Consider the following 21,337-nt stretch of genomic DNA (forward strand, 5'->3'; position numbering starts at 1 on the left):
TATGGCTTTGCATAACGCGCCGCTGGGCAAATCCAGCGAATACCCGGATTCTTACGACCCGAACCTGCTGTTCCCGGTGGCGCGGGATGAAAATCGCCGCCGGATCGGGCTTGAGGACGGTCGCTGGCCCTGGTTCGGTGAGGATCTCTGGCAGGCCTGGGAAGTGTCCTGGCTTCGGCCTGGTGGTGTGCCTGCCGTCGCCTGGGCAGAGATCTTCGTGCCGGCGGCATCGCCCTCCATCATCGAATCCAAGTCCCTGAAGCTGTATTTCAATTCGCTGAACCAGCATGTTTTCTCCACGCCGGAGCAACTCGTGGAGACGGTCGTCAGCGATCTCTCCAGCGCCTGTGGCGCCGCGGTCCGGGTGAACCTGCACAGTGTCGATGAGAGCGGGGAAGCAACCGGCCGCCCCGAGGGTTACCAGCTGATCGATGATGAGCCGGTAGCCGACGTGGTGTACCAGTACGCGCCGGAATCGCTGGCGGTTGAACAGGGCGCAGAGGTGGTGACCGAGCAATTGTGTTCACACCTGCTCAAGAGTAACTGCCCGGTGACCGGGCAGCCGGATTGGGGCACGCTGCTGATCAGTTACACGGGGCCGAAGGTCGACCGCTCGGCATTGCTGCGTTACATCGTCAGCTTTCGGAACAAGCAGGATTTCCACGAGCATTGTGTGGAGACGGTGTTCACCGATCTGATGAAGCAGTGCCAGCCGACGGAACTGGCGGTGTGCGCGCGCTACACCCGCCGTGGCGGGCTGGACATCAATCCCTGGCGAAGCACGCAGGCAGAGGGGAATGCAGGCCCGAGGCTGATCCGGCAGTAATTGGAGTGGCCCGATTCAGCCGAGCTTGCCGGAATCGGGCAGTTCTTCTTCCGAGCGCAGGCGGTCGGCGGCATCTTCGAGGGCTTCCAGGATCGCCTTGCGCTCCTTCTCGGTGATCTTGTCGGAGTCCAGGTACATGGCGAAGCCACTGTGTTCGTGCTCCAGGAAGCTGCGATTCGGGCCCATGTCACGGCGGAAGTCCACCACCTCGTAAATCGGCACCGGCTTGGTAAAGCCCTTGACCGTAATCTCGCCCTTGTCACGGCACATGATCCGGTCCTTGATCAGTGAGAAGGTTTCATAGGAAACCAGGATCTCACCGGGCTCGGCCAGGGATTCTAGCCGGCTGGCCAGGTTCACTTCCTTGCCGATGATGGTGTAGTCCATCCGGTTCTCAGCGCCGAAGTTGCCCACGGTGGTGTAACCGGTGCTGATGCCCATGCGGATCTGCAGGGGCGTCTTGATACCCTGGCTGCGCCACTTCTGGCGCATGATCTTCATGTGTTTGCGCATTTCGATGGCCATGGACACGCAGGCAAAGGCATCTTCCTTCTGACCCCGGCTGGTGGGGTCCCCGAAAAACACCATGATGGAATCACCCACGAACTTGTCGATGGTGCCGCCATACTTCAGGGCCACCTCGGACATGCCATTGAAATAGTGGTTCAGCAGTTCAGTGAGGGCCTCCGGTTCCATTTCCTCGGACAGCTCGGTGAAGCCCTTGATGTCTGAAAAGAAGACCGCCAGTTTCTTGCGCTGGGTTTCCAGCCGGACATCTCTTTCGCCGGTAAAGATCGACTGCCAGACCTGGGGTGACAGGTACTTGGACAGCTTGTGGGAAAGGGCGATGGATTGCTCCCGTTGATTCTGGATCTGAGTCTTGGCCAGCATCAGGGCGCGCGCCTGCTGGTGCGAATAGAAGGCGGTGACGCAGATATAGATGCCGGTGGCCAGTATGGCGCTGATACTGGTCAGCAATGGCGACTGGAAGGACTCGGCCGGCCCGGCGAAGGCGACGCCGGCGGCAATCGCGGATGCCATGAGGGTGGTGCCCATCAGCCATTGGCGGATGCCGCCGATGATCAGGCAACTGAACATCATCATCAGGGCCACTGAAACCGCGGGAACGGCGACCAGACCGGTGAAGCCGATGAAGGTGCCCCCGAACACGCAATCGACCAGCAGCATTTTCTGTCGGATGCGTGGAGAACGGTTCAGGAAGGTTCTGCGGGTAAGGATGTGGGCAATGTGGGGCCAGAGCAGGGCGCCGGCAACCAGCCACAGCAGCCATTGTTCGAATGCACTCTGAAGGACGCCGATGACGATGATGACGGCGGTAACTGTGTAGGCAAGGATGCGCCCGCTGTAATCCGGCATCGGAGGCACGGCCGTTGAACTGCTGCCCTGCTCGTGGGACAGCGCGTTTCCGGCGCTGTTGCTTGCGTTTCGCAAGTCCACAGGGGCGCTCATCATCTAGAAACGGATCCTGCCAATCAGCATGTCTCGGAACATCACCCAGTCTCCCATCAGACTGTATAGTGGATATTTGAAGGTAGCCGGGCGATTCTTCTCGAACTTGAAGTGGCCCACCCAGGCAAAGCCATATCCGATAACCGGAAGTGCCAGTAACCACAACAGTTTGCCCGAGGTGATCGCCCAGATTGCCACGACCAGTACCAGCAGGCTGCCGACAAAATGCAGGCGCCGACAGGTTACATCACTGTGCTCTTCCAGGTAGTAAGGATAGAATTCTGAAAAGTTGCGAAATTCGTTCTGGTCATTCATGGTGCTGCCACTTCATTTATAGTTGTTAACATGGGCCAACCAGAGTTGAAGGTTACCAGTATTACGTATAAGCCACAATTCGCGTGTGGGCTTCCAAACAGAGCTTTTTGAACACATTTTTCCTGACAGCGAGTCGATATGACGTCAGTAACCGAGTTCCTTCTCAATCGCAGTTCCCAACCGCGCCTCACCGCGCCTGCCCCGGACCGGAAAACCCTGGAGCGTGCCTTTGGCTGCGCCGCACGGGCCCCGGACCACGCCCTGTTGCGGCCCTGGCGTTACCTGGTGGTCGAAGGGCAGGGGTTGGAGCAGTTGGGGGAGCTGTTTGCCTCTACCTGCCCCAATAATGCGGACGAGCAGGAGATCGAGAAGCTGCGCCGCGCACCGCAGCGGGCGCCGATGATCATTGTCGGCATTGCTTCCCCGAGCGAGCACCCCAAGGTTCCGGAGATCGAGCAATTGTTGTCAGCCGGCGCCGGCATGAGTTTTCTGGAACTGGCGCTGCAGGAGGCCGGGTTCGGTGTGATGTGGCGTACTGGCACGATGGCCTACCACCCGGCAGTCCGGGAAGGATTGGGGCTGTCGGAGCAGGAATCCATCATCGGCTTTCTGTATGCCGGCACAGTCGCTACGGAGAAGCCAAAGGTACCCCGGCCGGAGGTTGCGGAATTTGTCTCGGACTGGCCGCCGGAACGCCGGTAATGTTATTGCTTTCGAAAATAACGTCAGTATAATCCCCCACACTCTCCGATGGCGGCGTGGTGAAATTGGTAGACACGACGGATTCAAAATCCGTTGGGGTAAAACCCGTGGCGGTTCGAGTCCGCCCGCCGCTACCATCATCTTTCCTGCAGTGTCGTAACCAGTCCATCCCATGAACGTCTCCGACTTTTATTTTGATCTCCCGGACGAGTTGATTGCCCGGTATCCGCTCAAGGAACGCAGCGCCTCCCGTCTGCTGCATCTGGACGGTCTGACCGGCAAGGTGGATCATCTCCGGTTCACGGACCTGCAGGAGCTGGTCCACGAAGGCGACCTGCTGGTGTTTAATGACACCCGGGTGATTCCTGCACGCCTGTTCGGCAAGAAAGAAACCGGCGGCCAGGTGGAAGTACTGGTCGAGCGGGTAACCGGTGAATACGAAATCCTCGCCCATGTCCGTGCCTCCAAAGCTCTTAAAGCCGATCAGAAGGTGATCCTGGAAGATGGCAGTGTGCTGCGCATGGTCGAGCGCGAGGATGCGCTGTTCCGGCTGATGGCCGACACCGCTGAGCCTGTTCTCGAACTGCTCGAGCGTATTGGCCACATGCCTCTGCCGCCTTATGTGGACCGCCCCGACGAATCCTCTGACCGAGAGCGTTACCAGACGGTTTATGCCCGGGAAGCCGGTGCGGTGGCAGCCCCGACGGCAGGGTTGCACTTTGACGAGGCGATGCTGGAGCAGCTCCGGGCGAAAGGTGTCGAAACCACCTTTGTGACACTGCACGTGGGTGCCGGAACTTTCCAGCCGGTGCGCGTCGAACGAATCGAGGACCACGTGATGCACAGTGAGGTTGCGCACGTGCCGGAGCAAACCGTCGAAGCGATCGAGCGGACTCGTGCCCGCGGCGGGCGTGTCATCGCAGTGGGTACCACATCTGTGCGTTCTCTGGAGTCCGCGAGCCGGGGTGGCCGTGTGCGGCCGTTCCGGGGTGAGACGGACATCTTTATCCATCCGGGTTACCGCTTCCAGACCGTGGACGCCCTGATCACCAATTTCCATCTGCCGGAATCGACCCTGATCATGTTGGTCAGTGCCTTTGCCGGTTACGACAATGTGATGGCGGCTTACCGGGAAGCGGTTGCCGAGCGCTACCGTTTCTTCAGTTATGGTGATGCCATGTTCATTACCAGCCAGGAGCCGAGCCGCGGCATGCTCCTGGGCGCATCGGCCAGTGCTGCCACTACCGAATCCGACGAGTCCGGAGAATCATCGTGACCAATTCCTGCTTCATGTCCTTCGAGAAAATCACCGAAGACGGTCGTGCGCGGCGCGGCCGGCTGACGTTTCCCCGGGGCGTGGTCGAGACGCCGGCATTCATGCCCGTCGGTACCTATGGCACCGTCAAGGGCATGCTGCCCCGGGACATCCACGAAATCGGTGCCCAGATCATTCTTGGCAACACCTTTCACCTGATGCTTCGCCCCGGTACCGAAGTGGTGAAGGCCCACGGTGATCTGCATGATTTTACCCAGTGGCAGGGCCCGATCCTGACCGATTCCGGCGGTTTCCAGGTGTTCAGCCTGGGCGAGATGCGCAAGATTACGGAAGAGGGCGTGACTTTCCGGTCGCCTGTGGACGGCTCGAAAGTGGAGCTGTCACCGGAAATCGCGATCCGGGTACAACGTGATCTGGGGTCCGATATCGTCATGATCTTCGACGAATGCACGCCTTATCCGGCCACCGAGAAGCAGGCCCGGGAATCCATGGAGCTGTCCCTGCGCTGGGCGGAACGCAGCAAGAATGCCCACGAAGGCAATCCGGCCGCGTTGTTCGGTATTGTCCAGGGTGGTATGTACGAAGGGCTGCGGGACCAGTCACTGGCTGGACTCACGGAGATCGGGTTTGACGGCTACGCCATCGGCGGCCTGTCTGTCGGGGAGCCCAAGGAAGATATGATCCGGATTCTGGATCACCTGCCTCCGAAAATGCCCGAAGACAAGCCGCGCTATCTGATGGGCGTTGGCCGTCCGGAGGACATCGTCGAGGCGGTACGCCGGGGAGTGGATATGTTCGACTGTGTGATGCCTACCCGAAATGCCCGAAATGGCTACCTGTTCACATCCACCGGCATCATCAAGATCCGCAACGCCCGTCATCGCCATGACACCAGTCCTCTGGACGAGCGTTGCGACTGTTACACCTGCCAGAATTTTTCGAGAAGTTATCTGCATCATCTGGATAAATGTGGAGAAATGCTTGGCGCCCAGCTCAATACGATCCATAACCTGCGGTTCTACCAGAACCTGATGGCCGGATTGCGTGGGGCCATTGAAGCAGGTACATTGTCGGACTTTGTTAGCGACTTCTACGCCCTTCGCGGCGAATCGGTACCGCCGCTGGCAGGTGCCTGAACGAATTGCCAAACCAACGGAGATAATAAATGAAATCAATGAAGTTTCTTGTTGCTGGACTGATGGCCTTGATGCCGGCACTGGCTATGGCCCAGGATCCTGCAGCCCAGGGCATGGGTGTGATGGGGCAGGTGATCTTCTTCGCCGGCTTTATCCTGATTTTCTACTTCCTGATCTGGCGCCCCCAGTCCAAGCGTGCCAAAGAGCACAAGGCGCTGATGTCCGGTCTGAACAAGGGTGATGAGGTTGTGACCTCCGGTGGCGTTGCCGGCAAGATCACCAAGGTGACTGACGACTTCATCGTGATTGAGGTTGCCGATAACGTCGAAATCAAGGTTCAGAAGGTTGCCGTTGCTGCAGCCCTGCCGAAAGGTACCCTAAAGGATATCTGATCCAGGTGAGGCTATCTGCCTTCCCAGGAACCTGCCTGTCTGATTCTTTCTGGCTGACAACCAAGGCCGGCCCCCGGGCCGGCTATTAAGGGAACCCATGCTGAACAAGTACCCGCTCTGGAAAAACCTGGTTATCCTGGTCGCGCTCGTGATCGGGTTTATCTACGCTCTGCCCAACCTTTTCCCCGATGATTACGCCATCCAGATCACTGGCGCCCGCAGCAGCACCGAAGTCAATGAACGTGTGCTGGAACGTGCGGTTCAGGCGCTGGAATCCGAAGGCATTACGGTGAAAAGCAGCTCTCTGCAAGAGCGTGATGCCCTGATCCGCCTGACCAGTTCCGATGACCAGCTCAAGGCCCGCCCGACCGTCCAGCAGGCGCTGGGCAACGAATACCTGGTGGCTTTGAACATGGCCGCGTCCACGCCGGACTGGCTGAAAGCCGTTGGTGCCGGACCCATGAAACTGGGTCTGGATTTGCGCGGTGGTGTGCACTTCCTGCTTGAAGTGGATATGGATACTGCGCTGCAGCAGCGGCTGGAAGCCCTGTCCAGTCAGATCAAGCGGGAATTGCGTGAAGAGCGGGTTCGTTACCGTGGCGGCGATGTCGATGCCGGTGACCGGCAGATTGTATTGAGCTTTCGCGACGAGGAATCTCGTGCCGAGGCCTTTGATCTGGTTCGCAGCCAGTACAATCAGTTCCTGATGGACGAGCAGATGCAGGGTGACGAGTTCCAGTTGGTGCTGTCCCTTTCCGAAGCGGAAGTGAAGTCGATCCAGGAGTACGCCCTCGAGCAGAACCTGACTACCATCCGTAACCGGGTGAACGAGCTGGGCGTGGCTGAGCCGCTGGTCCAGCGCCAGGGCACCGATCGCATCATTGTTGAATTGCCTGGTGTGCAGGATACCGCGCAGGCCAAGCGGGTACTCGGTGCCACGGCCAATCTGGAATTCCGGCTTGAGGCACGCCCCGATGCACCGGCGAGCGAAACAGAGCAGTACAGTTTCCGGGACAATCCCCAGCGTACCGCCCGGCTTGAGCGTGATGTGATCACAACCGGTAACAACGTGGCCAATGCCCAGCAGGCGTTCGACGAGAATGGTCAGCCCCAGGTCAATATCACCATGGACTCCGTCGGCGGTGATCTGATGAACCGTGCTACCCGCAACGCCATTGGGCGCCGGATGGCCGTGCTGTTCATCGAATACCGCACCGAGACCGAAAGCCAGATGGTGGACGGTGAGCCCACCATGGTCGAGAAGCGGGTCGTGGAGAAGGGGATTATCAGCCTGGCAACCGTCCAGTCGGCTCTTGGCAGCAGTTTCCGGATTACCGGCCTCGATTCCATTCCGGAAGCGTCGGAACTGGCTCTGTTGCTGCGTGCCGGTGCCCTGGCAGCTCCGATGTACTTTGTGCAGGAACGGACCATCGGGCCGAGCCTCGGGCAGAAGAATATCGACGCGGGCATGATGTCAGTGGCGCTGGGCTTCGCTCTGGTGCTGATTTACATGATGGTGTATTACCGTGGTTTCGGGGTGATTGCCAACATCTCGCTGACGCTCAACCTGATGATGCTGATTGCCTGCATGTCCATTCTGTCGGCAACACTCACCCTCCCGGGCATTGCCGGCATCGTGTTGACCGTTGGTATGGCGGTGGATGCGAACGTGCTGATCTTCGAGCGAATACGTGAGGAGCTGAAGGCCGGGGTGGCGCCGCAGCTGGCCATTAATGCCGGCTATTCGCGGGCGTTCGTCTCGATCTTTGATGCCAACATCACCACACTGCTGGTGGCGGTGATTCTGTTCGCCATGGGCTCCGGCCCGGTCAAAGGCTTCGCCGTCACCCTGTGCATCGGTATCCTCACCTCGATGTTCTCCGGGCTGATGGTCAGTCGCAGCATCGTGAATCTTGTGTATGGCGGTCGGAAGATCGAAAAGCTGTCGATTGGAGGGAAGCTGGCAAATGTCTGAGCTGGAGAAGAAACCGTTTGATTTTATGGGGTTCCGGAAGGCTGCTTCCATCCTCTCCATCGCGCTGATCATTGCCTCGATTGCCTTGCTGGCGGTTCGTGGCCTGAATCTGGGTATGGACTTTACCGGGGGTACCTCCGTCGAGTTTGAATATGCAGAGGCGCCGTCCCTGGACAACATCCGTGGCCAGCTTGATGAGGCCGGCTTCGATAATTTCGTGGTCCAGAATTTCGGTTCTGACACCACGATCCTGATCCGTCTGGCCGAAGCAGGTAATGATGAGCTTGCCGTCGAGGTCGCTGGTGCCCTTCAGAAGGGTGGTACGCAGTTCGAGCTGATCAGCTCCGAGTTCATCGGCTCCCAGGTGGGTGAGCAGCTCAAAGAAGACAGCGGTCTGGGTCTGTTGCTGGCTCTGGCGGTCGTACTCATCTATGTAGGTATGCGCTTCCAGTTCAAGTTTGGTATCGCCTCGGTGATCCCGCTGGCCCATGATGTGATCATAGTTCTGGGTGTGTTTGCCCTGTTCCAGTGGACCTTCGATCTGACCGTTCTTGCCGCCTTGCTGGCCGTGATCGGTTACTCCCTGAACGATACCATCGTTGTTGCGGACCGCATCCGGGAGAATTTCCGCAAGATGCGAGTCGGGGGTGCCTGGGACATCATCAATACCTCGATTCACCAGACCATCAGCCGGACCATCAACACCTCCGGGACCACGCTTGTGGTGCTGCTCGCGCTCTACCTGTTTGGCGGTGAGGCGATCAACAACTTCGCCCTGGCGCTGATTATCGGTGTGCTGGTGGGTACCTATTCCTCCATTTATGTCTCTGCTAACCTGTTGATCGCGCTGGGCGTGTCCCGTGAGGACATGATGCTCCCGGTCAAAGAGGGTGCGGCCGGGCAGGAAGAGGATGAAGAGCCGCCTGAATGGCTCAACAGGATGTAAGCCGCCCGTCGGGCACAAAAAAACCGCCACTCCGAGGAGTTGGCGGTTTTTTTATGGCTTGCCGGAACTGCTGATCAGCGCGGCAGGCGACCCCGGAAAGGGTGAAGGGTTTTCAGTACTTCACGGAACAGCTTGGGGTTGGCCACGACCAGCTGTCGGGCGTTGCCGGTAGCAGGGTTGCCGGAGAAGTCGCCGGTCAGTGCGCCGGATTCCATGGCGAGGGTCACGCCCAGGTCCATATCGGCGGCTTCCGGGCGGAAGATGATGGCGGCGTCCAGGCTGCCGGAGGCAACCCGGGCGATGTCCAGTACCACGCAGCCGGAACTGCGGAACATGGCTGAATCGTGCGCAACGATCGCGGCCATCTCACCCCAAAGCTGGGAGTTTTCGCTCTTGCGCGCCTGGTCCAGCAGGTTGGTGGCAACCGCGGCCTTGTCGATCTGCTTGATTTCCGATGTACGTACCCGACGGCTGTTCAGGGCGGCACCATGACCCCGGGACGCGGAATATTCCTCGCCTGTAATCGGGTTCACAATCAGCAGGTTCTCGGTGCGATTGTTCCGCTTCTGCGACAGGGCCAGGACGAAATCCGGGATGCCACGGAGGAAGTTTTCGCGACCCAGCACCGGGAAGATGTGCCAGCTCTTCTCGCTGGTGCCGGCGCTCGCCTCGTTCAGCGGAGCAATCGTGTGGTCCTTGTAGGACTTCTCGAGCTGCTCCTTGAAATTGTCATAAATGGACTGCTCAACCCGATCCAGCTGGCGGCGGCGTTCGCTCTCGTCCTTACCATTGGGTTCCTGGCGCTCGAAATGGGCTTTCAGGTAGTCGGACCCCTGACGCGCAACGCGCAGGGCCATTTTGATTGCTGGTTGCATCTGAGTGTTCATTATCCAGGTGTGTGGAGGCCGAGTATGATAGCAAAAGATCACCCTCCTTGTATGTTTTTTGACTCCGGAATAGCACGGATGGCGGCAGGTTACGGGATTTCCGGAGAGGTGGAAGGGGGGCTGTTCTGCTATCATGTCGCGCTTGGTTCACTCTGCAGACAGAAACAGGCTTTTGACCATGCACAAACCCGCGCTCCCCCTGGAAGGCACGGACACCTACAACGACCGGATCCGCATTGTTCTGGTGGAGACTTCCCACTCGGGAAATATTGGCGCGGTTGCCCGGGCCATGAAGAACATGGGGCTGGGGAACCTTTGGCTGGTCAACCCGAAGTCCTTTCCTGATGAAGCCTCCTATGCCCGCGCCGCAGGTGCCTCGGATGTGCTCGACCGCGCGCAGGTAGTCGGCAGCCTGGAAGAGGCCATTGACGATTGCGTGCTGGTGATGGGCACCAGCGCCCGTGGCCGCAAGGTGCCCTGGCCGGTGATGCCGCCGCCCGAAGCGGCCAAAACCGCATCGGAGGCCTCTGCCGGTGGCAGTGTTGCGCTGGTGTTCGGACGCGAAAGCAACGGTCTGAGCAATGACGAGCTTCAGCATTGCCACCACCATATCCACATCCCGTCCAATCCCGAATACAGCTCTCTCAATCTGGCCATGGCGGTGCAGGTGATGTGTTACGAATTGCGGATGCTTTACCTTCGTAACCTTGAAGGTGGCGAGGGCAGCCCATACCTCAAGCCCATGTCGGCACCGGGCGATGCCGGTTGGGATGTGTCTCCGGCTTCGGTCAGGGATGTGGAAGGATTCTTCGAACATCTGGAACAGATGCTTGTGGATGTGGAGTTTCACCGCCGTGAAAATCCGCGCCAGCTGATGACCCGCTTGCGGAGGCTTTTTCAGCGGGCCAGACTTGATCAGATGGAAGTCAACATTCTCCGTGGCATCCTGACGGCGGCCCAGAAGGCTGCCGGCAAGGCACCAAATCAACGCCAATCCACCGATGGCGAGTCATCGGCGACGGGACAGGAAGAAGGCCATGTTTGAACAATTGCGGGAAGACATTAATAGTGTTTTTCACCGGGATCCGGCGGCTCGGAACACGTTCGAGGTTCTCACCAATTACCCGGGCCTCCATGCTTTGCTGTTTCACAGGTTTGCCCACTGGCTCTGGAAGCTGGGGCTGAAATGGCTCGCGCGAACGGTGTCGACCCTTGCCCGCTGGTTCACCGGCATCGAGATCCATCCGGGAGCAACCATCGGTCGACGGTTCTTTATAGACCACGGCATGGGTGTGGTCATCGGTGAGACCACCGTTATCGGTGATGATGTGACGCTCTACCAGGGCGTTACCCTCGGGGGCACCAGCTGGAACAAGGGCAAGCGCCATCCGACCATTGGAGATGGAGTTGTCGTTGGTGCGGGTGCCAAGATCCTCGGGCCATTCGAAGTGGGAGCGGGGGCCAAAATTGGTTCCAACTCGGTCGTAACCAAGGCTGTGCCTGAAGGCGCCACGGTGGTTGGCATACCGGGGCGGGTGATCGTCAAGCGCAAGTCCGAAGACGATGTCCGCCGCAAGGAGATGGAAGAGCGCATGGGCTTCGATGCCTACGGGGTCACCGAGGAGATGCCGGACCCGGTGGCGCGAGCCATGCGTTCTCTGCTTGATCACATGCACGCGGTCGATGACCGCATCGAGAACATGTGCAAGGCCATCCGGAAAGTGAACAGTGAATACCAGAATGGCGAGTTGCCGCCGTTGGATGAAGAGGACTTTGACTGTGTCCGGGATGACACGGATACGCGGGGTTGAATACTTGACTGAATTACTTGGTCAATTCATACTCGCATCTGTGAATCGAGATTCATTCCCGTCGCGGGGCTGATGCCATGAAACTGACCACCAAAGGCCGCTATGCTGTTACGGCGATGTTGGACCTGGCCCTTCACGGGGATCAGGGACCAGTCAGTCTGGCGGATATATCGTCCCGGCAGGAAATCTCGCTATCCTACCTGGAACAGCTGTTCTCCCGTCTGCGCCGGCAGAAACTGGTTGTCAGCATCCGTGGCCCCGGTGGCGGTTATCGCCTGAGCCGTGATGCGGATCGCGTCTACATCGCCGAGGTGGTGGATGCGGTCAGTGAGTCCCTTGATACCACGCGCTGTGGCAATAAGGGTGACTGCCAGAACGGGGAGAAGTGCCTTACCCACCATCTCTGGTCTGATCTGAGTGATCAGATTCATCAGTTTCTCAGCGAAATCAGTCTCGGGGATCTGATGAAGAAACGTGAAATCCGTCAGGTTGCGGATCGTCAGAATCGCCGCCAGGACGGCAAGGATTCTGAAACCATCAACACCGACCGTCTGACCGACCAGGCGCCGGCCTGATACAGAACTTTCTTACATATCATGAAAAAGCCCGTATATCTGGATTACGCGGCCACGACGCCCGTTGATCCCACCGTTGCCGACGAAATGGCAAAATACCTCACGCTTGACGGTGTGTTTGGGAATCCCGCATCCCGGTCCCATGCCTATGGCTGGCAGGCCGAGGCAGCCGTTGAAGCTGCCCGCCGGCAGGTTGCCGACCTGATTTCCGCCGATCCCCGGGAGATTGTCTGGACCTCCGGTGCGACCGAATCCGACAACCTGGCGATCAAGGGTGCGGTGGGCGATCGCAGGGATGTTCATGTCATCACCTCGAAGATCGAACACAAGGCAGTGATCGATACCTGCAAATGGCTCGAAGGTCGGGGCGTGGAAGTGACCTGGCTCGACCCTGATCCGGATGGGCGGATTCCGCCGGAGCGGGTCGTCGAGGCGCTGCGTGACAACACGGTTCTGGTCAGCCTGATGATGGTGAATAACGAGCTGGGCTGCATTACCGATATCCTTGCGATTGGCACTGAACTGCGTGAGCGGGGTGTGCTGTTCCATGTGGACGCCGCCCAGGCTGCCGGCAAGATGCCGATCGACCTGAACCAGACTCCGGTGGATCTGTTGTCCCTGTCCGGGCACAAGGTCTACGGCCCCAAGGGCATCGGCGCGTTGTATGTGCGCCGGTCCCCGGATGTGCGGATCGAGGCTCAGATGCACGGCGGAGGCCACGAACGGGGAATGCGTTCCGGCACGCTTCCGACCCACCAGATCGTGGGCATGGGCAAAGCCTTTGCGATGGCCGCGGAAGGGCTTGAGGCGGAGATGGCACGGCTCGAATCCCTGCGTAGCGCTTTCCTGAAAGGCCTGGAGGGTCTGGAAGGGGTAACCGTGAACGGCAGCGTGTCCCATCGTGTTCCCGGTCTGGTCAATCTTTCGTTTGACGGCGTGGAGGCGGAGTCGCTGATGCTCGGCCTGCGCGACCTGGCGGTTTCCTCCGGATCCGCCTGTTCTTCGGCAACCATCGAGCCCTCGTTTGTGTTGCGAGGCATCGGCCTGAGCGATGAAGAGGCACACCGGGCACTGCGTTTTTCCATGGGGCGTTTCACTACCGAGGAGGAAGTGGCCTTTGCCAGTTCGCAAATCGTTGATGTCGTTAGCCGCCTGCGCTCAGTGCGGTAGGCAGTCGCCCCCGGACTGCGTATAATCGCAGGCCAGAATTTTTAACCCGAACCATACTGGAGATTTACCATGGCAAACGAGCGCACGCTCTCTATCATCAAACCCGATGCAGTCGCCAAGAACGTAATCGGCGAAATCTACAGCCGTTTCGAGAAGGCTGGCCTGCAGATTGTTGCCGCCAAGATGATGCACCTGACTCAGGAGCAGGCTGAAGGCTTTTACGCTGAGCACAAAGAGCGTCCGTTCTTCAACGACCTGGTAGCGTTCATGACTTCCGGTCCGGTTGTGGTTCAGGTACTGGAAGGCGAAGGCGCCATCCTGAAGAACCGTGACCTGATGGGCGCCACCAACCCGAAGGAAGCCGAAGCTGGCACCATCCGCGCCGATTTCGCATCTTCCATCGATGCAAACGCCGTTCACGGCTCTGATTCCGCGGCTTCTGCCGAGCGCGAAATCGCCTATTTCTTCAATGACAACGAGATCTGCCCGCGCGGCTGATCGAGTTGTAAGGGGCAGCCAGTGGCTGCCCCGAATTGGTTATTTGATCGAGGTTATGAAATGACAGCTGCTGCTGAAAAAACCAATCTGCTGGGGATGCCGAAGGCCAAGCTCGAGGCTTTCTTCGAGACCCTTGGCGAGAAGCGCTTCCGTGCGCAGCAGGTGCTGCAGTGGATCCACCAGCGCGGCGTGGATGACTTCGACCAAATGACCAATATGAGCAAGGCGCTCCGGGAGAAGCTCAAGGCAGTGGCCGAAGTTCGTGGGCCTGAGGTGGTCTACGATGAAACGTCCAAGGATGGCACCCGCAAGTGGGTCATGCGCATGGATAACGGCAACAGTGTCGAGACCGTGCTGATTCCTGATGGCGAGCGGGGCACCCTGTGCGTTTCCTCCCAGATCGGTTGCAGCCTGGACTGCACCTTCTGTTCCACCGGCAAGCGCGGGTTCAACCGGAACCTGACTGCCGCGGAGATCATCGGCCAGGTGTGGGTGGCCCGCAAGGCCTTTATGCCGTTCGATCCCAACGCCGATCGGCCGATCACCAACGTGGTGATGATGGGCATGGGTGAGCCGCTGCTCAACTTCGACAACGTCGTTGATGCCATGAACCTGATGATGGAGGACCTGGCTTACGGTATCTCCAAACGCCGGGTGACCCTGAGCACCTCCGGTGTGGTGCCGGCACTGGACCGCCTGGGCGAGGTTACCGATGTTTCACTGGCCATTTCGCTCCATGCCCCCAATGATGAGTTGCGTAACCAGTTGGTACCGTTGAATAAAAAGTACCCGATAGCGGAGTTGCTCGCGGCAACGCGGCGGTATCTCGGTCGGCTGCCGGACAAACGCAAGGCAACCATTGAGTACACCGTGATCGAGGGGATGAATGACCAGCCGGAACACGCCCGGCAACTGGCTGCCCTGTTGAAGGGGCTGCCCTGCAAGATCAATCTGATTCCTTTCAATCCGTTCCCGGAAAGCGATTTCCGGCGCCCGAGCATGAACGCCACCCGTCGGTTCCAGACCGTTTTGAACGAGGCCGGGTATATCGCCACCATCCGGACCACCCGGGGTGATGATATTGATGCAGCCTGCGGGCAGCTGGTGGGGCGGGTCGAGGATCGTACTCGCCGGAGCCAGCGGTACATAGCGGTACAGCAGGTGAACCCCTGATCCAGAAACCAGATGCGAGGACTGCAGAACAGTGGTGATTAAACCGGTGATCCGACGTTTTTTCCTGGTAGCACTGATGGCATTGGCCACGGCGCTTACAGGATGTGTTACCACGACTGACAGCCCGTTCGCCCGCGAAGCCGACCGCCAGGAAGCCCTCGAAAATTATGTGACACTGGCCACTGCCTACATTGGCCAGGGAAACCTTGATCGTGCCCGGCATCATCTGGATCGGGCGCTGGAGCTCGATTCCGATTCTCCGGCCGCGCTGGCGGCGATGGGGCTGGTCTATAATTCCGAGGGCGAAGCCGAGCTGGCCGAGAAAAGTTTCCGGAAAGCGATAAGCGCCGACGAAGGGTACACCCGTGGAAGGGTGTATTACGGTGCCTTCCTTTACAGCCAGGGCCGGTTCGAGGATTCCCGCGACCAGTTCCGCGCGGCATCCCGGGATACAGAGTACCCCGATCGTGGGTCGGTGTTCTTCAATCTCGGTATGGCTCAGGAACGCCTGAACGAGCGGGATAATGCCATCACCTCCTACCGTCGTGCCCTCGAGTTATCCCGGGGAGATGCCCGGCCGCTGCTGGCCCTGTCGCGGGTACTGGTGGAGCAGGGCGAGTACGAGGCCGCTTCACGCTATTACAGTCGACTTTCCACAGCCATCGACCGGAATCCGCGCATGACGCATTCCGCGGAAAGTCTGTACACGGGCATTCGTATTGCCCGCTATTTCAATGACAGGGACCAGGAGGCGAGCCTGGCGATGTTGCTGAAGAACGAATACCCGGAGTCAGTTGAATACCAACAATATAAGGTACTGATTTCTAATGACCAGTGATGAAAATCCCCAACCAGTGGTAAGCGATCCCGTCGGCGTCCAGTTGAAACGCGCCAGGGAAAAGCTGGGGCTTGGTGTCGAAGATATTGCCCGGGCACAACACTTGCGGCCCGCAATCATTCAGGCGATCGAGAACAGTGAGCATACCCGGATCGACAGCGAGCTGTTCCTCAAGGGTTATGTTCGGGCTTACGCGAGCCAGGTGGGACTGGATCCTGACAGCATAGTTACTGATCTTGACCGCGAGCTGGAGCCGCTTCGAATCGAGCGTGAGCAGCAGCAGGAAGCCAACCCACTGGTGGATATCGAGCGGCGGCGGCGCCAGAAACGGCGCATTGCAAAAACTCTGGTATGGATCCTGGCGGTTGCTCTGGCGGGCTATCTTGCCTATCGCTTTGTCCTGCAGGATGACCTTGCGCCGAGTGTGGAAGAGCCGGCGGAACAGACCTCGGAGACACAGTCAGATGCCGACCTGACAGAGGCTGATGCTCCTTCCGGGCCCGATGACCAGCTAACAGAGAGTGCTGACCAACCTGCCTCGGTTGCAGAGGAGTTTTCGGCACCGGAGAACGAGATCGCCACCGGAGATACCGTCTTGGCAGAGCCCCCTGAGCCCGTGGCTGGGGAAATTGCGGTTGAGGAACCGTCACCAGAACCGGCTGTCGAACAGCCGGTTCCTGTTGTTGAGGAACCGGAAACCCTGGTCGAGAATCCTGAGGAGCCGGTGGTGGTTGCTGATACAGCCAGGCTCCAGATGACATTCACTGCCGATTGCTGGGTGCAGGTGAGTGATGCAGACGGCAATCGCCTGGTCGCATCCCTGCAACGTCAGGGAGACAGAATAGATGTGTCAGGCGATGCGCCGCTCCGGGTTGTTATCGGAGCCGTGGACGCGGTAGGGTCCGTCCGTTTCCAGGACGAGCCGGTCGACCTTGGCGATTTCCGGGTTTCCAACAACCGTACCGAATTTACCCTGTCTCTCTGACAGGTACAGTCGATATTTTATTGGTCCGTCAGACATGAAGCACGAATCCCCGATCAAGAGACGTAAATCGCGCCAGATCATGGTTGGCAATGTACCGGTGGGTGGTGATGCACCGATCGCGGTACAGAGCATGACCAACACCAACACCTGCGATGTGAACGCCACCGTGGCCCAGATCCGGGCCCTGGAAGAGGCGGGTGCCGATATTGTCCGGGTCTCGGTGCCCTCTATGGATGCGGCTGAGGCTTTTGGCAAGATCCGGGAGCAGGTGTCGGTTCCCCTGGTGTCCGACATCCACTTCGATTACAAGATTGCGCTGCGCGTTGCCGAGTTGGGTGTGGACTGCCTGCGCATCAATCCGGGCAACATCGGTCGCGAGGATCGTGTGAACGCGGTGATCAGTGCCGCAAGGGACCGGAACATTCCGATCCGGATCGGCGTCAATGCGGGTTCCCTGGAAAAGAGCCTTCAGCGCAAGTACGGCGAGCCGACCGCCGATGCGCTCGTCGAGTCCGCGATGCGCCACATCGACATCCTGGATCGCCATGACTTCCAGGACTTCAAGGTCAGTCTCAAGGCCTCCGAAGTGTTTATGACGGTGGACGCCTACCGGAAGATTGCGAGCCAGATCGAGCAGCCGTTGCACCTTGGTATCACCGAGGCCGGAGGTTTCCGTTCCGGCACAGTGAAGTCGTCCATCGGCCTGGGTATGCTGCTGATGGATGGTATCGGCGACACCATCCGCGTGTCCCTGGCGGCAGACCCCGTCCAGGAGATCAAGGTTGGTTTCGATATTCTCAAGAGCCTTCGCCTGCGCAGCCGCGGCATCAATTTCATTGCCTGTCCGAGCTGCTCCCGTCAGAACTTTGATGTAATCCAGACCATGAATGATCTGGAGGCCCGGCTGGAGGACGTGAACACCTCCCTGGACGTGGCCATAATCGGCTGCATCGTCAACGGTCCGGGGGAAGCCAAGGAAGCCGACATCGGCCTGACCGGCGGCACCCCCAAGAATCTGTTCTACATGGGCGGCAAACCGAACCAGAAGCTGGATAACGCGACCCTCACCGATGATTTGGAGCGCCTGATCCGGGAAGAAGTGGCCCGCCGGAAAGAGCAGGAAGAGGCTATCATTGCCCGGTCAGAGGACTGATCGGGCACCAGTTCATCAGTTAACCATCAGAAACAGTTAAGGGTTTCACTTGGCTAAGATTCAGGCAATTCGCGGGATGAACGATATCCTGCCGGAACAGACGCCGGTATGGCAGTTTGTGGAAGCGACCGTGCGCAAAGTTCTGCGGCAGTATGGCTACCAGGAAATCCGGATGCCGATCGTAGAGCAGACGGATCTGTTCAAGCGCTCTATCGGTGAAGTCACCGACATTGTCGAAAAAGAGATGTATACCTTCGAGGACCGGAATGGCGACAGTTTGACCCTGCGTCCCGAGGGTACGGCCGGTTGCGTACGCGCAGCGGAGGAGCACGGTCTGCTGTTCAACCAGACCCGGCGCCTGTGGTACACCGGCCCGATGTTCCGGCACGAACGGCCCCAGAAAGGCCGTTACCGCCAGTTCCACCAGATCGGTGTGGAATGCTTCGGCATGAGCGGTCCGGATATTGATGCCGAATTGCTGATCCTCACGGCCCGCCTGTGGCAGGCGCTGGGGCTCTCTGGTCATACCCGGCTGGAAATCAATTCTATCGGCACCTCCGAATCCCGGAAGACCTACCGCTCCGCGCTGGTCGATTACCTGGCCCAGTACAAGTCGGAACTGGATGCGGACAGCCAGCGCCGGCTGGAAACCAATCCCCTGCGCATCCTGGACAGCAAGGATGCCGGTACCCGCAAGATTCTCGAGAATGCGCCGCGCCTGGATGATTACCTGGACGAGGAATCCCGGACCCATTTCGAGCGTCTGCGTGAGTTGCTGGATGCCGCCGGCATTGAATACACGGTCAACCCGGCTCTTGTCAGGGGGCTCGATTATTACGGCAAGACCGTTTTCGAGTGGATCACTGACAGCCTTGGCGCCCAGGGCACCGTCTGTGCCGGTGGTCGCTATGACGGACTGGTGGAACAGCTGGGCGGCAAGCCTACATTTGCCGTCGGTTTTGCCATGGGCATCGAGCGCCTGATCCTGTTGCTGGAGACCCTGGACCTGATTCCGGATCATGTGAACAGTAACGCCGACGTATACGTAACCGCCATGGGAGACGCTTCGGTGGCTCCGGCGCTGGCACTGGCGGAGCAGCTTCGCAACGAGCTTCCCGACTACGTGGTCGTCACTCATTGTGGTGGCGGTAGCTTCAAGAGCCAGATGAAGAAGGCGGACAAGAGCGGGGCGCGTTATGCCGTGATTCTTGGCGAGAACGAAGTGGCCGGTGGCACCGCCGGCCTGAAACCCCTGCGCTCTGACGAGTCGCAGAGGGAAGTGCCACAGGCGGAATTGGCACAAGCCCTGGCCGACGTACTTTCAAACTGAATTCAACGTTACAAAAGCAATAATTTCCAACAGGAGTCATCATGGCTGAACTGCGCACCGAAGAAGAACAGGTCCAGGCGATCAAGGATTGGTGGAAGAGAAACGGCAGCTCCCTGCTGATTGGTATCGGTGCCGCACTGGCCATCGTGTTTGGCTGGCAGGCCTGGCAGAACCATCAGGCGCAACAGCGGACCGAAGCGGCGAACCAGTTTGCCAACCTGTTGAATGCCTTCAGCAGTCAGGAAGACGAGTCTTCGGGCAAGACGGTGGCCTTCGTCGCGGAAAAGCTGCGGGAAGACTACACAGACAGTGCTTACGCGGTCTATGGCAACTTGATCCTTGCCCGTCAGCAGATGATGGAGCAGGGCGATGCCGAAGCTGCCGTCGAGTCACTCAAATGGGCACTGGAAAAAGCCAAAGACCACGCCGCCCTGACCCTGGTGGTGCAGAATCGTCTGGCCCGCGCCCAGTTCGCGGCCGGCCAGCATGACGAGGCACTGGCCACAATCGACAGTGTCAGCAATGCGGGAACGTTTGCGCCCATCCTTTCGGAATTGAAGGGTGACATCCTGCTGGCCCAGGGGGACCGGGAAGCAGCCAAGGAAGCCTACCTTGCAGCCCGCGAACAGAGCTCCCAGGGTCGTAGCGGCATTCTTGAACTGAAGCTGTCTGACCTGGGTGTCAGGGAGGACGCCTGATGCCGGGGCTTCGTTTGAGCATCCCGAAACCGTTTCTGTTGGCAGGGCTCCTGGCGTTGGCCGGGATCACCGGATGCAGCACCACGGACACGTTTGAACAGCCAGCCCCGGTTCCGGAGATTGATCCGACAGTGAAGTTCAAGCAGATCTGGAGCATGTCCGTGGGTGACGGCCATGACGGTGACTTTCTGTACCTGGCACCGCTGAATGCCGGTGATACTATCTATGCGGCATCAGCAGATGGCGAGCTGGTGGCGGTGGCTCCCGAGAATGGCAAGGTATTCTGGAAGCGGGAACTTGAGGACCGGATCTTCGCGGGTATTGGTGGCGATGCCAATCAGTTGTACCTGGTCACCAGGGAAGCGGACCTGCTCGCGCTCTCCCGGGACGGTGGTGAGGAAAAATGGCGGGCAGCACTGCCGACGGAAGTCCTGGCGGCGCCCCAATCGAACGGATCCATAGTGGTCACCCAGACCACCGACGGCCGTGTGCTGGCGTTTGACGCTGCTGACGGTACCAGGCTCTGGCAGTATGAGGGCCAGGTTCCCGTGCTTTCCATGCGGGCCGCAGCGGCTCCGCTGGTGGGTGGCGATATCGTTATTGCCTCCTTTGCCAATGGCAAGTTGATTGCGCTGTCTGGCGATTCCGGGCGTCCCCTCTGGCAGTATGAGGTCGGCCAACCCGAGGGTCGTACAGAACTGGAGCGTCTGGTGGATATTGGCGGCCAGCCGCTGGTCCTGGAGTCCGCACTGATGGTGGTGGGGTACCAGGGCAAGCTGGCGCTGCTTGATATTCGTACCGGCCAGGAAATCTGGAGCAGGCAGGCATCCAGCCTTTACTCACCGATGATTGGCAACGGTGCCATTTACCTTGCTTCATCGAACGGGGACATTGTCGCCCTGCGGGGATCCGATCGCCGGGAACTGTGGGTGCAGGACCGACTGTCCTGGCGCCAGCTGACCCAGCCGATGGTGGCGGGAGATTACCTGGTGGTGGGCGACTATGAGGGTTACCTTCATGCTCTATCCCAGGAAGACGGCAGTCTCCAGGGTCAGCTTGAATTCGACGATGAGGGTATCCGCGTACCGGCACAACGCCTGAGCAATGGTAATCTGCTCGTTTTTGGAAACAGCGGCCGCCTGGTAACTTTCGAACTCAGGCCAGTAGAGTAACGCACCATT

The 21,337-nt window shown here is 59.0% G+C and carries 22 protein-coding genes and 1 tRNA gene; 20 read left to right on the plus strand and 3 right to left on the minus strand.

Going from position 1 to position 21,337, the window contains the following annotated elements; all coding sequences use genetic code 11:
* Position 1 precedes the first annotated feature (1 nt).
* Positions 2–826: an NADPH-dependent 7-cyano-7-deazaguanine reductase QueF gene (queF, locus tag DET50_RS10865; RefSeq protein WP_113862881.1), complete on the plus strand. Its 825-nt coding sequence runs from the start codon at positions 2–4 to the stop codon at positions 824–826.
* 15 nt (positions 827–841) lie between these two features.
* Here queF and DET50_RS10870 read toward each other — a convergent pair whose 3' ends face one another.
* Both DET50_RS10870 and DET50_RS10875 read right to left on the minus strand, forming a co-directional pair.
* Positions 842–2,299, minus strand: coding sequence for an adenylate/guanylate cyclase domain-containing protein (locus tag DET50_RS10870; protein ID WP_113862882.1), 1,458 nt, complete (start codon positions 2,297–2,299; stop codon positions 842–844).
* Positions 2,300–2,611, minus strand: a complete 312-nt coding sequence (locus DET50_RS10875; protein ID WP_113862883.1) for an Mpo1-like protein — start codon at positions 2,609–2,611, stop codon at positions 2,300–2,302.
* A gap of 138 nt (positions 2,612–2,749) precedes the next feature.
* On the opposite strand from DET50_RS10875, the gene DET50_RS10880 reads away from it, so the two are divergent.
* From DET50_RS10880 to secF, 7 genes are all read left to right on the plus strand, one after another.
* Positions 2,750–3,313 carry a nitroreductase family protein gene (locus DET50_RS10880; protein WP_113862884.1) on the plus strand — a complete coding sequence of 188 codons (564 nt, stop codon included), beginning with the start codon at positions 2,750–2,752 and terminating at the stop codon, positions 3,311–3,313.
* Between the two features lie 50 nt (positions 3,314–3,363).
* Positions 3,364–3,450: transfer RNA gene (locus DET50_RS10885), tRNA-Leu, on the plus strand.
* Positions 3,451–3,485: 35 nt separating this feature from the next.
* Positions 3,486–4,589: a tRNA preQ1(34) S-adenosylmethionine ribosyltransferase-isomerase QueA gene (queA, locus tag DET50_RS10890; protein ID WP_113862885.1), complete on the plus strand. Its 1,104-nt coding sequence runs from the start codon at positions 3,486–3,488 to the stop codon at positions 4,587–4,589.
* A 14-nt stretch (positions 4,590–4,603) separates the two neighbouring features.
* Entirely contained in the window at positions 4,604–5,725 is a 1,122-nt protein-coding gene (tgt, locus tag DET50_RS10895; protein ID WP_113862969.1) for a tRNA guanosine(34) transglycosylase Tgt, read from the plus strand.
* Positions 5,726–5,754: 29 nt separating this feature from the next.
* Entirely contained in the window at positions 5,755–6,117 is a 363-nt protein-coding gene (gene yajC / locus DET50_RS10900; protein ID WP_092002558.1) for a preprotein translocase subunit YajC, read from the plus strand.
* Positions 6,118–6,214: 97 nt separating this feature from the next.
* On the plus strand, positions 6,215–8,092 hold the full coding sequence (gene secD, locus DET50_RS10905; protein ID WP_113862886.1) for a protein translocase subunit SecD: 1,878 nt from the start codon (positions 6,215–6,217) through the stop codon (positions 8,090–8,092).
* Entirely contained in the window at positions 8,085–9,038 is a 954-nt protein-coding gene (gene secF / locus DET50_RS10910) for a protein translocase subunit SecF (protein ID WP_113862887.1), read from the plus strand. The genes secD and secF overlap by 8 nt, the downstream gene beginning before the upstream one ends.
* A 74-nt stretch (positions 9,039–9,112) precedes the next feature.
* Here secF and DET50_RS10915 read toward each other — a convergent pair whose 3' ends face one another.
* Positions 9,113–9,913, minus strand: a complete 801-nt coding sequence (locus DET50_RS10915; RefSeq protein ID WP_113862888.1) for an inositol monophosphatase family protein — start codon at positions 9,911–9,913, stop codon at positions 9,113–9,115.
* A gap of 190 nt (positions 9,914–10,103) precedes the next feature.
* On the opposite strand from DET50_RS10915, the gene trmJ reads away from it, so the two are divergent.
* The 12 genes from trmJ (at position 10,104) to bamB (ending at position 21,328) form a co-directional block, all read left to right on the plus strand.
* The gene (trmJ, locus tag DET50_RS10920; protein WP_113862889.1) at positions 10,104–10,970 is read left to right on the plus strand and encodes a tRNA (cytosine(32)/uridine(32)-2'-O)-methyltransferase TrmJ; all 867 of its coding nucleotides are present in this window, start codon (positions 10,104–10,106) and stop codon (positions 10,968–10,970) included.
* Positions 10,963–11,736, plus strand: coding sequence for a serine O-acetyltransferase (gene cysE / locus DET50_RS10925; RefSeq protein WP_113862890.1), 774 nt, complete (start codon positions 10,963–10,965; stop codon positions 11,734–11,736). The genes trmJ and cysE overlap by 8 nt, the downstream gene beginning before the upstream one ends.
* Positions 11,737–11,813: 77 nt before the next feature.
* Positions 11,814–12,311, plus strand: a complete 498-nt coding sequence (gene iscR, locus DET50_RS10930; protein ID WP_113862891.1) for a Fe-S cluster assembly transcriptional regulator IscR — start codon at positions 11,814–11,816, stop codon at positions 12,309–12,311.
* Positions 12,312–12,332: 21 nt separating this feature from the next.
* Entirely contained in the window at positions 12,333–13,481 is a 1,149-nt protein-coding gene (locus DET50_RS10935; protein WP_113862892.1) for an IscS subfamily cysteine desulfurase, read from the plus strand.
* Between the two features lie 69 nt (positions 13,482–13,550).
* Positions 13,551–13,979 (plus strand): nucleoside-diphosphate kinase, encoded by a 429-nt coding sequence (ndk, locus tag DET50_RS10940; RefSeq protein ID WP_092002506.1) that lies wholly within the window; start codon positions 13,551–13,553, stop codon positions 13,977–13,979.
* Positions 13,980–14,039: 60 nt separating this feature from the next.
* On the plus strand, positions 14,040–15,152 hold the full coding sequence (gene rlmN / locus DET50_RS10945; RefSeq protein ID WP_113862893.1) for a dual-specificity RNA methyltransferase RlmN: 1,113 nt from the start codon (positions 14,040–14,042) through the stop codon (positions 15,150–15,152).
* A 76-nt stretch (positions 15,153–15,228) separates the two neighbouring features.
* Complete coding sequence (pilW, locus tag DET50_RS10950) at positions 15,229–15,990, plus strand: type IV pilus biogenesis/stability protein PilW (protein ID WP_181799973.1); 762 nt, start codon at positions 15,229–15,231, stop codon at positions 15,988–15,990.
* Positions 15,980–16,975, plus strand: coding sequence for a RodZ domain-containing protein (locus DET50_RS10955; RefSeq protein ID WP_113862894.1), 996 nt, complete (start codon positions 15,980–15,982; stop codon positions 16,973–16,975). The genes pilW and DET50_RS10955 overlap by 11 nt, the downstream gene beginning before the upstream one ends.
* A 34-nt stretch (positions 16,976–17,009) precedes the next feature.
* Positions 17,010–18,128 (plus strand): flavodoxin-dependent (E)-4-hydroxy-3-methylbut-2-enyl-diphosphate synthase, encoded by a 1,119-nt coding sequence (gene ispG, locus DET50_RS10960; protein ID WP_113862895.1) that lies wholly within the window; start codon positions 17,010–17,012, stop codon positions 18,126–18,128.
* A 49-nt stretch (positions 18,129–18,177) separates the two neighbouring features.
* Positions 18,178–19,458 carry a histidine--tRNA ligase gene (gene hisS, locus DET50_RS10965; RefSeq protein WP_113862896.1) on the plus strand — a complete coding sequence of 427 codons (1,281 nt, stop codon included), beginning with the start codon at positions 18,178–18,180 and terminating at the stop codon, positions 19,456–19,458.
* Positions 19,459–19,499: 41 nt separating this feature from the next.
* Entirely contained in the window at positions 19,500–20,156 is a 657-nt protein-coding gene (locus tag DET50_RS10970; RefSeq protein ID WP_113862897.1) for a YfgM family protein, read from the plus strand.
* On the plus strand, positions 20,156–21,328 hold the full coding sequence (gene bamB / locus DET50_RS10975) for an outer membrane protein assembly factor BamB (protein ID WP_113862898.1): 1,173 nt from the start codon (positions 20,156–20,158) through the stop codon (positions 21,326–21,328). Before DET50_RS10970 ends, bamB begins: the two co-directional genes overlap by 1 nt.
* The last annotated feature ends 9 nt before the right edge of the window (positions 21,329–21,337 follow it).

The sequence above is a fragment of the Marinobacter pelagius genome (assembly GCF_003315345.1).
GTDB classification, from domain to species: Bacteria; Pseudomonadota; Gammaproteobacteria; order Pseudomonadales; family Oleiphilaceae; genus Marinobacter; species Marinobacter pelagius_A.